The 13,689-nt window shown below is 68.2% G+C and carries 12 protein-coding genes; 8 read left to right on the forward strand and 4 right to left on the reverse strand.

Translation table 11 applies throughout. The annotated features are described in order from the left end of the window. Positions 1-19 precede the first annotated feature (19 nt). Both ABCN56_RS10555 and ABCN56_RS10560 read right to left on the reverse strand, forming a co-directional pair. Positions 20-505, reverse strand: coding sequence for a hypothetical protein (locus ABCN56_RS10555; RefSeq protein ID WP_343080757.1), 486 nt, complete (start codon positions 503-505; stop codon positions 20-22). 42 nt (positions 506-547) lie between these two features. Continuing rightward, the gene (locus ABCN56_RS10560) at positions 548-1,510 is read right to left on the reverse strand and encodes an aspartate carbamoyltransferase catalytic subunit (RefSeq protein ID WP_343080758.1); all 963 of its coding nucleotides are present in this window, start codon (positions 1,508-1,510) and stop codon (positions 548-550) included. Positions 1,511-1,630: 120 nt separating this feature from the next. On the opposite strand from ABCN56_RS10560, the gene ABCN56_RS10565 reads away from it, so the two are divergent. From ABCN56_RS10565 to ABCN56_RS10580, 4 genes are all read left to right on the forward strand, one after another. Continuing rightward, positions 1,631-2,437 (forward strand): uracil-DNA glycosylase, encoded by an 807-nt coding sequence (locus ABCN56_RS10565; RefSeq protein WP_343080759.1) that lies wholly within the window; start codon positions 1,631-1,633, stop codon positions 2,435-2,437. Continuing rightward, a complete protein-coding gene (gene moaB / locus ABCN56_RS10570) occupies positions 2,434-2,976 on the forward strand; it encodes a molybdenum cofactor biosynthesis protein B (RefSeq protein ID WP_343080760.1) in 543 nt (180 codons plus the stop codon). Before ABCN56_RS10565 ends, moaB begins: the two co-directional genes overlap by 4 nt. 100 nt (positions 2,977-3,076) lie before the next feature. Next, entirely contained in the window at positions 3,077-4,543 is a 1,467-nt protein-coding gene (locus ABCN56_RS10575; protein WP_343080761.1) for an efflux RND transporter periplasmic adaptor subunit, read from the forward strand. Next, on the forward strand, positions 4,544-7,882 hold the full coding sequence (locus ABCN56_RS10580; RefSeq protein WP_343080762.1) for an efflux RND transporter permease subunit: 3,339 nt from the start codon (positions 4,544-4,546) through the stop codon (positions 7,880-7,882). It abuts the gene before it with no gap. Here the strand turns inward: ABCN56_RS10580 and ABCN56_RS10585 are convergent. Continuing rightward, positions 7,863-8,654 (reverse strand): protein-disulfide reductase DsbD domain-containing protein, encoded by a 792-nt coding sequence (locus tag ABCN56_RS10585; protein WP_343080763.1) that lies wholly within the window; start codon positions 8,652-8,654, stop codon positions 7,863-7,865. The two genes, ABCN56_RS10580 and ABCN56_RS10585, sit on opposite strands and share 20 nt — an antisense overlap. A 126-nt stretch (positions 8,655-8,780) precedes the next feature. On the opposite strand from ABCN56_RS10585, the gene ABCN56_RS10590 reads away from it, so the two are divergent. Further along, a complete protein-coding gene (locus tag ABCN56_RS10590; RefSeq protein WP_343080764.1) occupies positions 8,781-9,335 on the forward strand; it encodes a YqgE/AlgH family protein in 555 nt (184 codons plus the stop codon). A 21-nt stretch (positions 9,336-9,356) separates the two neighbouring features. Here ABCN56_RS10590 and ABCN56_RS10595 read toward each other — a convergent pair whose 3' ends face one another. Continuing rightward, entirely contained in the window at positions 9,357-10,322 is a 966-nt protein-coding gene (locus ABCN56_RS10595; RefSeq protein ID WP_343080765.1) for an L-threonylcarbamoyladenylate synthase, read from the reverse strand. Positions 10,323-10,443: 121 nt separating this feature from the next. On the opposite strand from ABCN56_RS10595, the gene ABCN56_RS10600 reads away from it, so the two are divergent. Genes ABCN56_RS10600 through ABCN56_RS10610 form a run of 3 tightly spaced genes read left to right on the forward strand, consistent with a single transcriptional unit; the run spans position 10,444 to position 13,657 of the window. Next, on the forward strand, positions 10,444-12,135 hold the full coding sequence (locus tag ABCN56_RS10600) for an acyl-CoA dehydrogenase (protein WP_343080766.1): 1,692 nt from the start codon (positions 10,444-10,446) through the stop codon (positions 12,133-12,135). Further along, positions 12,132-13,178 (forward strand): MBL fold metallo-hydrolase, encoded by a 1,047-nt coding sequence (locus tag ABCN56_RS10605; RefSeq protein WP_425466094.1) that lies wholly within the window; start codon positions 12,132-12,134, stop codon positions 13,176-13,178. The genes ABCN56_RS10600 and ABCN56_RS10605 overlap by 4 nt, the downstream gene beginning before the upstream one ends. Further along, positions 13,175-13,657 (forward strand): DUF6173 family protein, encoded by a 483-nt coding sequence (locus ABCN56_RS10610; protein WP_343081477.1) that lies wholly within the window; start codon positions 13,175-13,177, stop codon positions 13,655-13,657. The genes ABCN56_RS10605 and ABCN56_RS10610 overlap by 4 nt, the downstream gene beginning before the upstream one ends. Positions 13,658-13,689: the final 32 nt, after the last annotated feature.

The following is a 13,689-nucleotide window of genomic DNA, read 5'->3' on the forward strand; positions in this document are numbered from 1 at the left end:
GCAACGCGCTGGCCCGGCCTCATATCGCCACCATTGCCCGTCGCTTGCAGGCTGTTTCGATCCTGTCCGCCACGGCCTGACCGTCGCCCAGATGCTTGATGAGATGCTTCGCACCGCTCCTGGTGACGACCTGCACGTCACCGAAGAGTCGCCGGACGGTTTTGATCTCGAGAAGAATCACCGACTGGCCCTGAGGCCCGATCAGGCGGCGCTCGGTCAACTGCCAGCGCCGCGCGAAGGCTTCGGACGCGAAATAGGCGCCGCGCGCCCCAATCCCCAGGAGGATCGCCAGAATGGCCACCGGGATCTGGTCCGCGTTGCCGAGAAACGGCAGGACGGCCGATATCGCGACCGATCCGATCACCGCCATGGCGGCGTGGTCCTTCCAGTAGCGCTTCCGGTCCGCCGAAAAGATGGCGATGACCGTTTCGCCTTCGTCCAGCGGGCTTTCGGACTGCGGACCTGGCCGGTAGTTGTGAACCTCGTCGCGGCCGAGTTCAGGCATGCGGCGCCCTCCCGGGCAGGTGTCGTATCAGGCGCCGCCCGGTCACACCATCACCCCGACCGCCTGCCGCCCCCGCTCGGCCCTCAGGTTCCGCGCAAGAAGGTCCATGCAGGCCATGCGCACGGCGACGCCCATCTCCACCTGGTCCTGGATGACCGAGCGGTTGATGTCGTCGGCCAGTTCTCCGTCGATCTCCACGCCCCGGTTCATCGGACCCGGATGCATCACGATGGCGTCTTCCTTGGCGAAGGCCAGCTTCTCGGCGTCGAGGCCGTAGCGGTGGTAGTATTCGCGCTCCGACGGGATGAAACCGCCGTCCATCCGCTCTTTCTGGAGCCTGAGCATCATCACCACGTCGGCGTCCCTCAGCCCCTCCTTCATGTCCTCGTAGACCTCGCAGCCAAGCTCGGCCACGCCGGAGGGCATAAGCGTCGGCGGCCCGATGAGCCGCACGCGGTTCTCCATCTTGCCAAGAAGGATCAGGTTCGATCGCGCGACGCGGCTGTGCGCGATATCGCCGCAGATCGCGACTGTCAGGCGCTGGATTCGGCCCTTCTTGCGGCGGATCGTCAGCGCATCGAGAAGCGCCTGCGTCGGATGTTCGTGCCGCCCGTCGCCCGCGTTCAGGACGGCGCAGTTGACCTTGGACGCGAGAAGGTTCACCGCCCCGGAGGACGGATGGCGGACCACCAGAAGATCGGGATGCATCGCGTTCAGCGTCATCGCCGTGTCGATCAGCGTTTCGCCCTTCTTCACGCTGGAATGCGCCATCGACATGTTCATCACGTCCGCGCCGAGCCGCTTGCCGGCAAGCTCGAAGCTCGCCTGAGTGCGGGTCGAGGCTTCGAAGAACATGTTGATCTGGGTCATCCCCGCGAGCGCGTCTGAGTGTTTCACCGTCCGGCGGTTCAGGTCGACATAGCTTTCGGCAAGGTCGAGGACGGAACGAATCTCCTCCGGTGCCAGATGTTCGATGCCCAGAAGATGACGCGCGCGGAATGTCATGGTGTCTCCGGTCCCTGTCCGACCCGCTTATAGGAAGCGCCCGCGCGCGGAGCAACGCTCAATCGGGCGCGGGCCCCGTTTACCTTGGCGTGTTGGCGGCATAGCTTGGGCCGCATGGGAATGAGCGCCGATCATATTGACCACGAGGCCGCGCTTGCGGCGCTGATGTGGCTTGTCGAACTCGGCGCGGACGAACCGATCGCAGAGGCTCCGGTCAACCGTTACGCACTGGCGACAGAGGCGGCCAAGCCGGCGACCGCCGCCGCGCCACGCGAGGCGTCCCCGGCGGCCGCGTCCGCCATCCGGGCGCCCGCCGGCCCCGACCCGGTCGCCGAGGCCGAGGCGATGGCGGCCCGGGCCCAAAGCCTCGAAGCGCTCGCCGAGGCGCAGGCCGCATTCGAGCATTGCGACCTCAAGAAGGGCGCGCGGAACTTCGTCTTTTCCGATGGCAACCATAAGGCCCGCGTGATGATCATCGGCGAGGCGCCGGGGCGGGAGGAAGACCTTGAAGGTAGGCCCTTCGTCGGCCGCGCCGGGCAGCTTCTGGACCGGATGTTCGCCGCGATCGGTCTGTCGCGCGGATCGCCCGACGCGGAATCGGCGCTTTACATCACCAATGTCATGCCCTGGCGGCCGCCGCAGAACCGCGAACCCGACGCCTCCGAGATCTCGATGATGCTGCCCTTCCTCAGGCGGCACGTCGAGCTTGCCGATCCCGACGTGATCGTCCTGATGGGCAACACACCCTGTGCCGCGGCGCTCGGCAAGCGCGGGATACTGCGCCTGCGCGGCAACTGGACCGAAGCTTTCGGCAAGCCTGCCCTGCCGATGACCCACCCAGCCTATCTTCTCCGGAACCCGGCTGCCAAGCGTGAGGCCTGGTCTGACCTCCTGGAACTGAAGGCGAAACTGAAGGAGCTCGAATGAGCCGTATCGACGAGTCGAAGGAATTCATCCCGGTCCGCTTCGCGGTTCTCACCGTGTCGGATACGCGCAGCCTGTCGGAGGACCGGTCGGGCGACACGCTGGCCCAGCGGATCGAAGACGCCGGACACGTGCTGGTCGACCGCCGGATCGTCCAGGACGAGCGCGCCGAGATCGCGGAAATCCTGCGTGAATGGTGCGCGAACCCAGACATCGACGCGGTCCTGTCCACCGGCGGCACCGGCCTGACGGGCCGCGACGTGACGGTGGAGGCGCATCGCGACGTCTACGAGAAGGAGATCGAGGCCTTCGCCACGGTCTTCACGATCGTCTCGATGCAGAAGATCGGGACCTCGGCGGTCCAGTCGCGCGCCTGTGGCGGGGTGGCGAACGGCACCTACCTCTTCGCGCTTCCGGGCAGCCCCGGTGCCTGCAAGGACGCCTGGGACGAGATCCTGAAGTGGCAGTTCGACTACCGCCACAAGCCCTGCAACTTCGTGGAAATCTTTCCGCGCCTCGAGGAACACAAGCGGCGGAAGTGAAACGCCCGCGCGCCAAGTCGCCACTTGGACCTCTGCGTACCTCGGACTAGATTTTTCGTCGAGGGCCGGGTGAGGCCCGGATTTCGGAGGGACGGCAAGGATGCGGTTTCTGATCCGCGCAGTGACGGGGCTGTTCCTGGCCTCCGTGACGCTGGGGCTTCTGGCGCTGGCGGGCGCCACGCTCTGGCAGGCCGTCGAAACGCGCATGGCCGGGGGTGGGCCGCCCGGCGCGGCGCGCGAAAGGGTCTTTGCCGCCAACGTCGTGACGGTGACGCCGGAACGGATCACCCCGGTCCTGACCGCCTTCGGGGAGGTCGAGAGCCGCCGGCGTCTGGAACTGCGTGCGCCCGCCGCGGGCCGGATCGTGGAGCTTGCGCCCGGGTTCGAGGATGGCGCCTCAGTGGCCGAAGGCGAACTCCTTCTCAGGATCGACCCCGCCCCGGCGGAGACGGCGCTGGCCCTTGCCCGGACGGGTCTCCGGGAGGCGGAAAACGAGTGGGTCGAGGCGCAGCGCGCGCTCGCACTTGCGCGAGACGACCTCGGCGCCGCCGAAAAGCAGGCCGAACTTCGCGAAGAGGCGCTGGCCCGGCAGAGGGACCTTGCCGGCCGCTCGCTCGGCACGGCGGCGGATCGGGAGGCAGCGGAGCTTGCCGCCAGTACGGCGACGCAGGCGGTCCTGTCGCGCCGGCAGGCGCTCATGGAGGCAGAGGCGCGCGTGACCCAGTCCGAAACTGCCCTGGCGCGCCAGAAGATCACGCTGGCCGAGGCGGAGAGGGACCTCGCCGAAACAGAACTTCGCGCCGGCTTCGCGGGCGCATTGGCGTCGGTCACGGCGGTCGAGGGCGGGCTCGTCAGCCAGAACGAGAAGATCGGCGAACTGATCGACCCGACGGCGCTTGATGTATCCTTCCGGGTGTCCACTGCGGAATTCGCCCGTCTGATCGACGATAAGGGCCAGCTTCGGCCCGTTCCGGTCACCGTGTCGCTCGACGTGTTCGGAGCGGAAATCCTTGCCGGCGGGCACCTCACGCGCGTCAGCGCGGCCGTGGGTGAAGGGTTGACCGGTCGGCTTGTCTATGCGGCGCTCGATGCCGCGCCGGGCTTTCGGCCGGGCGACTTCGTGAGCGTCCGGATGGAAGAACCGGCGCTTGAGAACGCCGCGCTGCTTCCGGCGACGGCGGTCGGGCCGGCAGGCACGGTTCTCGCGCTTGGACCCGAGGACCGACTGGAAGAAGTCCCCGTCGAGGTGCTGCGTCGTCAGGGCGACGACGTGATCATCGACGCGCGGGCCATTGCTGGCCGCGAAGTCGTCGCGGAGCGTTCGCCGCTTCTTGGGGCGGGGATCAAGGTCAGACCCCTCCGCCGGGACGCGGCCGCAGCGGACCCCGCCGAGGAACCGCCCGAGTTCATCGAGCTTGCGCCGGAGCGGCGCGCGGAACTCATCGCCTTCGTCGAGGGCAACAAGTTCATGCCGGAAGAAGCGAAGGCGCGGGTGCTCGCCCAGCTGCGCGAGGACAAGGTTCCGGTGCGCGTCGTCGAGCGGCTTGAAGAGCGGATGGGGGGCTGAGTGGTGGCCGGCCCCGGCGGTATCCTCTCCTATTTCACCCGTCACGGCACGGCGGCGAATCTCGTCCTTGTCGTGATGCTCGCGGTCGGGCTCGCGGCGCTGCCCCGGATGCGGGCGCAATACTTCCCCGACGTGATCGTCGAGGAGATCACCGTCTCCGTCGCCTGGGAGGGCGCGGGGGCGGAGGACGTGGACCGCGCCATCGTGCAGGTCCTCGAACCCACGCTTCTCGTCGTCGAGGGCGTGGAAACGACCTCGTCGCGCGCGGCGGAAGGAAACGCCTCCATCACGCTCGAATTCGAGCCCGGCTGGAACATGAGTCGCGCGATGGACGACGTCGAGGCGGCCGTGACCGCCGCAGGGTCGCTGCCGTCCGATGCCGAGGATCCCGAGATCCGCCAGAGGGTGTGGCGCGACCGGGTGACGGAAGCGGTCATCACGGGACCGGTGTCCGTCGGTCAGCTTGGCCGCTTCGCGGACGAATTCGTGGCCCGCCTCTTCGCGGAAGGGGTGACGCGCACGACGATCCAGGGCCTTGCCGCACCGGAGACCATTGTGGAGGTGCCCTCCGCGAACCTCATCCGCCACGACGTGAGCATGGCCGAGATCGCCTCGGCCATCGCGGCGGAGGCCGCGGCGGACCCGGCGGGCGACGTGTCGGGTGGCGCGGCGCGGGTCAGGACCGGGGTGGAGAAACGCTCCCCCGAGGCTCTGGCCGCGATCGTCCTCCGGACGAACCCCGACGGGTCGGCGCTGACCATCGGCGACGTCGCGCGCATCAGGGTGGAAGGAGCGGACCGCGCACGGGCCTATTTCGTGGGCGAGAACCCGGCGATGGCGGTGCGGGTCGACCGGTCCGACCTTGGCGACGCGATCGGCATTCACGAAACCGTCGCCGAGGTGGCGGCGGAGATGGAACTGACGCTGCCGCCCGGAACCTCGATCGACCTGATCCGGTCGCGGGCCGAAAACATCACCGCGCGGCTCAATCTCCTGATCGACAACGGCGCGATGGGACTTGGCCTCGTCGTCACGCTTCTCTTCCTTTTCCTGAACGCCCGCACCGCCTTCTGGGTGGCGATCGGCATCCCGGTTTCGATGCTCGCCGCACTCGCCGCGATGCAGGCCTTCGGGCTCACGCTCAACATGATCTCGCTCTTCGCGCTGATCCTGACGCTCGGCATCGTGGTGGACGACGCGATCGTCGTGGGGGAGCATGCCGATTTCCGCGCCCGCCGACTGGGCGAGCCTCCGGTCGAGGCGGCCGAGAACGCCGCGCGGCGGATGGCGGGGCCTGTCACCGCATCGACGCTGACGACGGTCGCGGCCTTCCTCGGGCTCATGACGATTTCCGGGACCTTCGGGACGCTCATCGCGGACATCCCGTTCACCGTGGGCGTGGTTCTTCTGGCTTCGCTCATCGAATGCTTCCTGATCCTGCCGAACCACATGGCCCACGCCCTCGTGCACACGGCGCGCGAACATTGGTACGACTGGCCGAGCCGCCAGGTGAGCCGCGGCTTCCGCTGGGTGCGCGAACGTCTCTTCCGCCCGCTCGTCGCCGGCGTAATCCGGGCGCGCTACCCGGTCCTTGCCGGGGCAGTGGCACTTCTCGCCTCGCAGGCGGCACTCGTCGTGACGGGCGAGGTTCAGTGGCGCTTCTTCAACGCGCCCGAACAGGGCTCCGTCACCGGCAATTTCGCGATGCTTCCGGGCGCGAGCCGGGACGACACGATCGAGATGATGCGGTCACTGCGGCAAGCGGCGGAGGATGTCGGTGCCGCGTATGAGGCCGAACATGGCCGCAATCCCATCGACTACATGATCGCGGAGATTGGCGGCAATGCCGGCCGGGCGCTGGCCGGGTCCGACACGAAGGAACCCGAACTTCTTGGGGCGATCTCCATCGAACTCATAGACCCGGACTTCCGGCCCTATTCCAGCTTCGATTTCGTGGCCCGCCTGCAGGAAGCCGTTCCGCAGCACCCCTTGCTGGAGGAAGTCAGCTTCCGTGGCTGGCGCTCCGGCCCCGGGGGCGACGCGCTCGACGTGGAGCTTTCCGGCTCGGACGCGCCCGGGCTCAAGGCGGCGGCGGAGGCGTTGAAGGCCGCGCTCGCGCCGTTCGCGGAGGTTTCGGCGGTCGAGGATTCGCTCGCCTACGACAAGGATGAGCTGATCCTGGACCTGACGCCGCAGGGGCAGGCGCTCGGCTTCACCATAGACGACCTCGGCCGGGTCCTCAGGAACCGCCTGAACGGGATCGAGGCGGCGAGCTTCCCCGAAGGGCCGCGCAGCGCGACGGTCCGGGTGGAACTGCCGGAGGAGGAGCTGACGGCCGACTTCCTTGAACGCACGATGCTTCGGACGACGGCGGGGAACTACGTGCCGCTCGCCGATATCGTCGCCGTCACCACCCGCTCGGGTTTCTCAGCGATCCGGCGGGAAAACGGGCTTCGGCTCGTCTCCGTGACCGGCGACATCTCGGAGGACGACCCCGACCGCGCCGCCGAGATCATGCAGACCCTGGAAGCCGAGATCCTGCCGCGCATTGCCGAGGAACATGGCGTGGCCTTCCGCCTCTCCGGCCTGTCCGAGCAGGAGGACACCTTCCTGAACGACGCGCTCCTCGGCCTCGCGGCGGCGCTCCTTGCGATCTACCTGATCCTCGCGTGGATCTTCTCGAGCTGGCTCCGCCCGCTGGTCGTCATGTCGGTCATCCCCTTCGGCCTTGTCGGGGCGATCTGGGGGCATGCGTGGTGGGGCGTTCCGCTGTCGATGTTCTCTGTCGTCGGGCTCATCGGCATGTCGGGAATCATCATCAACGATTCCATCGTGCTCATCAGCACGGTCGACGACTACGCCCGCAACCGAGGCCTCCGGCCGGCCATCGCCGATGCCGTCGCGGACAGGCTGCGGCCGGTGTTCCTTACCACCGCGACGACCGTCTTCGGCCTCGCGCCGCTCCTCTACGAAACGTCGAGCCAGGCGCAGTTCCTCAAGCCGACCGTCATCACGCTGGTATACGGTCTTGGTTTCGGCATGGTGCTGGTTCTTCTTGTAGTGCCTGCGCTTCTCGCCGCGCAGGACGATATCGGCCGGCAGGTCCGTGCATTCCGCCGCGCTTTCCGGGCAACGGGCACGGCCGCGACCCTGACGCTCGCGACCATTGGGGTCGGCATCGTCTTCGCGCTGACGATGGGCCGTGCAATCCTTGCCGGAGAAGGCGCGTTCAGGGCCTTCGGCCTTTTCGTCGCCGGATCGGCTGCCGTCGCGGTTGCGGCTCTGATTATCGGCGCGCTCGCGCTCCGCCGGGGCGGCTTCAGGACGGGCAGCCCCTGAGTTCGAGAGCCCGAGTTTCGCCGAGAATCGTGATCGTCACCTCGCTCCGGTCCAGAGCGAACGGCTTCGCGTTCGCGGGAACGAGGTCGGCGGTGGTCGTCAGGCGCCCGCCTTCCCGTTGGGTGACCGCCTCCGAAACCCATATCGTCGGATCGGCAAGCTCCACCACGGCGACCTCTTCGCCTCCGGCGGAGGCGATGTCGATCTGCGCAGTGATCCTGAGACCGTCTCGCAGGGGTTCGACCGCGCAGCGGATCGCGTCGGCCTTACCGGCGGGCGGAACCTCCGCCAGCGCCGCGCTGATCGCCGGATCGGGCGCGCCCTCTTCCGGCAGGGGACGCGAAAGGCTGAGCGTCACCGGGACGCAGATTTCCTGGCAGACGCCAAGCTCCACCTCGGCCGCGATCGTCATCCCGCCGCCGGTGTCGGCCGGCGTGAATTCGATCGGGAGGACAAGCTCGTGCTTGTAGCCGATCGCGCGCATTCCGTTCAGTTCGAAGACCTCCGGGCGCGGCCAATGGAACGCGACGCCCGCGACGTTCTCCGACCCCGTCCAGTCGAAGCGCGGCGGAATCCCCGCCTCGCCCGGGGCGCGCCAGTAGGTCTTCCAGCCGTCGGCAAGGGTGAGGCGCAGCGCGGTCATATGCGTGCCGCGATCGGTTCGCCAGCCGTCGAGGAACTCCGCGCGCACGGCGTCGCCGGGCACGGTCTGAGCGGTGGCGGCAAGCGGCGCAAGCGCGGCCGCGGCGGAGAGGAGACACGTTCTGATCATCGCCCGCAGATTTAAGCGAGGCGCCGCCGATGGGAAGTCACAAACGCGCCAATCACGAAAGGGTGTGACATGCGCGCCCTTGCGCGCGGGAGCCCGCGGGGCGATGTTGAAGAAGGGAGGCCCTGAATGGACCTGAGCGGAAAACTCCTTATCGCGATGCCCGGCATGGGCGATCCACGCTTCGAAAAGAGCGTCGTTTTCCTTTGCGCGCATTCCGACGAAGGCGCGATGGGGCTGATCGTCAACAAGCCGCTCGACGAACTGGAGTTCGGCGATCTCCTGACCCAGCTCGGAATTCCGAAGGGCGACAGCAGCCGTGACATCCGCGTGCATTTCGGCGGCCCGGTGGAACATGGCCGCGGCTTTGTCCTTCATTCCGGCGACTATCACGCGCCGGAGGGCACACTGCGAGTGGACGACCGCTTCGGGATGACAGCGACGCTCGACGTTCTTCAGGAACTCGCGAAAGGCGGCGGGCCGGCATCCTCGTTCCTCGCGCTCGGCTATGCCGGCTGGGGTCCGGGCCAGCTTGAAACCGAGATCGCGGAGAATGGCTGGCTGACCTGCGACGCCGCTCCCGATCTCGTATTTTCCTCCGAGAACGCGAAGAAATGGGAGCGCGCGCTGCGGACGCTCGGGATAGACCCGCTTACTCTCTCCGCTGCGGCGGGTCGCGCCTGAATAGGCCGGGCACTTCTCAGGTCAGGCCGCAGGGCGCGGGGCCGCGGCACGCCGCAGCCGGTCGTTGATCGCGCGCCCCAGGCCCTTTTCGGGGATCGGGGACACAGCGATCGCGCCGCCCTCGCCCGCCAGCGCGTCAGCCTCTCGCAAGTAGTGAAACAGGTTCGCCGCCGCCTCGACCAGATCGCCCGTGGGAGAGAGGTTCAGATCGGCCTCCAGGGCGTCGTGCCCGAAGCCCAGCCAGACCTCGCCCTGCTTCGGAGTGTCCGCGCCCAGCCGGACCCGTGCTGACGGGGCGTAGTGCGAGGCGAGCTGGCCGGGTGCAGATGGCTTCTCCGCATGGCCGCCCGTGGGCAGGGGCCCGCCAAGGCATGCCTCGATCGCCTCCGCCGGGATGCCGCCCGGACGCAGCAGGACCGGGCCCTCCGCAAGACCGACGATCGTCGATTCGACCCCGACGGCGCAGTCGCCGCCATCGACCACGGCTGCGATCCTGCCGGACAGGCCGGACAGGACATGCGCGGGCCGCGTCGGGCTGACCTTGCCGGAAGGGTTGGCCGATGGGCCGGCGAGCGGCCCCCCGAATGCCTCGAGCAGCGCCCGCGCCACCGGATGCGCCGGCACTCGCACCGCGACCGTGTCCAGCCCCGCCGTGACCAGCGGCGACAATCCCGCCTCGGGCCGGACCGGCAGGACGAGCGTGAGGGGACCCGGCCAGAAGGCCGAGGCGAGCCGTTCGGCGGTCGCGTCGAAGACGGCGATCTTCCGCGCCGCTTCCAGCGAAGGCAGGTGCACGATCAGCGGATTGAAGCGCGGCCGCCCCTTCGCGTCGAAGATCGCCGCGACGGCCCGGTCGTTGCGCGCGTCGCCGCCGAGCCCGTAGACCGTCTCTGTCGGGAAGGCGACGAGCCGGCCCTCTGCCAGAAGCCGCGCGGCTTCGGCAAGGCCCTCCCGGTCGGGCGGCAGAAGGCGGGTTTCCTCTTCCATCTTGCTCGTGACGCAGCGTTCGGGTTGAAGGAGGCTGGCCTTGAGGTAGCCTCGGGCGAGAACAGGGCTGACATACGCGCCGGAGGCCCTCTTGCCAAGGCGCGGGGTGAAGGAGAGCGATATGACCTACCGCGCGCCTCTGGGCGAATACCAGTTCATCCTGAACCACGTGGTGCCGCTTGCCCCCGTCGCGGGGACCGAGCGCTTTGCCGAGGCGCAACCCGACATGGTGGACGCGGTGCTGACCGAGGCGGCGCGCCTCTGCGACGAGGTGCTTGCCCCCCTGAACCGCGCAGGCGACCTGACGCCCGCGCGTCTGGAGAATGGCGTCGTGCGCTCCTCGCCGGGTTTCAAGGACGGGTTTCGCGCCATCGCAGACGGTGGCTGGGTGGCGCTCGCGGCCTCGCCGGAATTCGGCGGGATGGGCCTTCCGCAGGCGGTCAACTCGGTCGTGGGCGAGATGATGGCGGGGGCCTGCCTCTCGCTTCAGCTCAACCCGCTTCTGACGCAGGGCCAGATCGAGGCGCTCGATCATCACGCGAGCGACGAGATCAAGGCGCTGTACCTGCCGAAGCTCATCTCCGGCGAATGGTCGGGGACGATGAACCTGACCGAGCCGCAGGCCGGCAGCGACGTCGGCGCCCTTCGGACGAAGGCCGAGCGCAATGACGACGGTACCTACGCGATCACCGGGCAGAAGATATTCATCACCTGGGGCGATTGCGACTTCGTGCAGAATGTCTGCCACCTCGTCCTTGCCCGCCTGCCGGACGGGGGTGAAGGCACCAAGGGCATCAGCCTCTTCATGGTGCCGAAGTTCCTGCCGGATGGTGAAGGCAAGCCCGGCCCGGCGAACAGCCTCAAGGTCGTCAGCCTCGAACACAAGCTGGGCATCCACGGATCGCCCACCTGTGTGATGTCCTACGAGGGCGCGACCGGCTGGCTCGTCGGCGAGGAGCACAAGGGCATGGCCGCGATGTTCACCATGATGAACGCCGCCCGTCTGGCTGTGGGCATGCAAGGCGTTGGCGTGGCGGAAGCAGCCTTCCAGAAGGCGCTCGCCTATGCGAACGAACGCCAGCAGATGGGGGCGATCATCAATCATCCCGACGTCCGGCGGATGCTTTCGACGATGAAGGCCGAGGTGTTCGCGGCCCGGGCCATCGGGCTCGTCTGCGCGGTGGCTCTGGACATGGCCCGCGCGACGGGTTCGGCGGAGTGGCAGGCGCGGGCGGCGCTCCTGACACCGATCGCCAAGGGCTACGGCACCGACGCGGGCTGCCGGGTGGCGGAGACGGGCGTGCAGGTCCACGGCGGCATGGGCTTCATCGAGGAAACCGGCGCGGCGCAGCTGTATCGGGACGTCCGGATAACGCCGATCTACGAGGGGACGAACGGCATCCAGGCGATGGACCTCGTGGGCCGCAAGATGTCCGACGGAGGCGAGGCGGCGCAGCGGCTGCTCGACGAGGTCGAGGCGGACGCCGAGGCGGCGCGGTCCCGTCTGCCCGACCTTGCCGGGGCGGTCTGGGCGGCGGCGGAAGCGCAGAGGGAGGCAACCGAGGCGCTGGTGGCGCAAGGGATGCTTGATCGTTTCGCGGGCGCGGCGCCTTATCTGCATGCCTTCGCTCTGGTTCTCGGCGGCCATTTCCACCTTCGCGCGGCGCTTGCCGAAGGCGGCGCCGGACCGCGCACGACCCTGGCGAAGATATTCATCACGCGCCTTCTGCCGCGTCACGCCGCGCTTCTGGCCGAAGCGCGTGAGGGATCGGAGGATCTTTACGCTCTCTCTCCCGAGGATCTCGCTTCGTGATCCGAGGGACGGGGGCAGCCATCCGCTATCCGCACGAGACACCGCCGGCGGAGGGCGAGGCGGTGCAGGTCGCCGAGGGCGTCCTCTGGCTGCGCCTTCCGCTGCCGATGCGGCTCGACCACGTCAACGTCTTCGCGCTGAACGACGGCCCCGGCTGGACGGTGATCGACACAGGCTTCGACAGCCGCCGGGGGCGGGCGATCTGGGAAAGGATCCTCTCCGGCCCGCTCGGCGGAAAGCCCGTGACCCGCGTCGTCGTCACGCACTACCACCCCGATCACGTCGGACTGGCCGGCTGGTTCCAGTCCAACGGGGCGGAGCTTCTGACGACGCGGACGAGCTGGCTCATGGCGCGAATGCTCACGCTCGACGTCCATGACAGCCCGGTGCCCGAGACGCTCGCCTTCTGGCGGGCGGCTGGAATGGACGAGGCGCTTTACGAAAAGCGCGCTGCCGAGCGGCCCTTCAACTTCGCGGACTGCGTGCACCCGCTGCCACTGGGATACACCCGCATCGCGGAAGGCGGCACGATCCGCATGGGCGGACGCACCTGGGACATCCGCTGCGGCGACGGCCACGCGCCCGAACACGCGACCTTCTGGAGCCGCGACGACGGCCTCGTGATCGGCGGGGACCAGCTCCTGCCCTCGATCTCGGCCAATCTCGGCGTCTACGCGAGCGAACCTGCGGCTGACCCGGTGGCGGACTGGTTCGCCAGCTGCCGCCGTTTTCTCGATCATGCGGCCGAACGTCACTTCGTCCTTCCGGGCCACAAGCTCCCGTTCACGGGGCTGCCACTGCGACTCGTGCAGATGATCGAGAATCACGAGGGTGCGCTGTCACGCCTCCTCGACCACCTCGCCACGCCCCGCACCGCGGCGGAGTGCTTCCAGCCCCTTTTCCTTCGGGAAATCGGGGAAAGCGAATACGGATTGGCCCTTGTCGAAGCGGTCGCGCATCTGAATCATCTGCTGAAGGCCGGGGCGATCCGGCGTGAACGGCGGACGGACGGAGCATGGGAATGGCGGCGAAACCAAGCCTGAGCGACCAGATCAGCACGACGGCCGAGGCTCAGGAGGCCTCGGCCCTGCCGTCGGCGCGCGTTGTCCTGGCTGAACCGGGCGGGCGCCCGACGGCCGAGGTGGTCCCCCTGCCGCCAGAGCTTGCCGAGCAGCCGATCGAGGAAAAGAGCCCCGCGCAATGGGCCTACGAGCGGCTCGTGCTCTACATCCAGAATTTCGAGGAGCAACTCGACGACGAACACGAGGTCGCCATGGGGTTCACCGGCGGCGACGTGGGCGTCCTTCAGATCGAGGGGCTCGGATACTACGCGCCCGACATCGTGACCTTCTACGGCAAGGACGAGGAGGGCGCGCGCACCCAGCTCATTCAGCATGTCACGCAGCTGAACGTCATGCTCGTCGCCATGCCAAAGGACGAGGCGAAGCAGGAGCCGCGCCGCATCGGATTTCGGCTGGCGGCGGGGCTCAGGAAGGAAAAGGGACCGTCCGCAGGGTCGTGACACGGCCACGCGGATCGGGTATTGGACTGAGA

The sequence above is a fragment of the Ostreiculturibacter nitratireducens genome (assembly GCF_032670585.1).
GTDB lineage: Bacteria > Pseudomonadota > Alphaproteobacteria > Rhodobacterales > Rhodobacteraceae > Ostreiculturibacter > Ostreiculturibacter nitratireducens.